This is a genomic window from Oleiphilus sp. HI0066 (genome assembly GCF_001635725.1).
Map to the genome: position 1 here is coordinate 1 of NZ_LWFH01000194.1, position 752 is coordinate 752.

At 43.6% G+C, this 752-nt stretch carries 1 protein-coding gene; it reads left to right on the forward strand.

From position 1 onward, the window contains the following. Positions 1–273: 273 nt before the first annotated feature. On the forward strand, positions 274–752 hold a 479-nt coding region (locus A3738_RS03125; protein WP_369819760.1), incomplete at its 3' end, for a glutathione S-transferase N-terminal domain-containing protein.

The window sequence follows — 752 nt, forward strand, 5'->3', positions numbered from 1 at the left end:
ACCTAACAAACCATGATCGCAGCAGCAATCCCATATATGGTCATAGTGATGCAGCCGTGCATGCTGTTTTATCGCACTTAAGCGTTTACCGATTTTCACTGAGTACTTTCAAATCTATGAGGCAGGATCTTACGTTTTAATATAGGCCGGTCTGGCAAATTAAGGCTATGCCAAAATCCTCTACGAGGTTAGTCTATTCCCTCGTGAGTTACACGTAATCAAATAAATCGAAAAATAACCATCATCTATGTGCGACCTTAAGGAAGAAATTAAATGACCGAGTCGATTATTTTACATCACTATGACAAGTCCCCGTATGCAGAAAAAATACGTCTAATGTTTGGCTTGATGAATACCTCTTGGCAATCGCTTCTCTCTCTACCTATTCCTCCGCGCCCAAATCTAGACCCATTAACGGGCGGGTACCGACGTATTCCTGTAGCGCAAATTGGTGCGGATCTTATCTGCGATACCGGCTTAATTGCTCAGGAAGTTTCTTGCCTAACTGGTAATGCAGATTTATCACCCGAAAATATGAGTGATGCGGCTAAAGCATTAATGGTCGAAGCGGAAGGCCCTGTGTTTTTTTCTGCGGTTGCAGCTGTACCACCGATTAAACTGATCGGCACAATGATTAAAGAATTTGGGTTTACGGGCACATACAAGTTTGTAAAAGATCGTACGGGTATGATGATAGGCGGAACCACCAAGCCACCTTCGCACCAATTTGCGCTACAGGAATACGTCGGTAC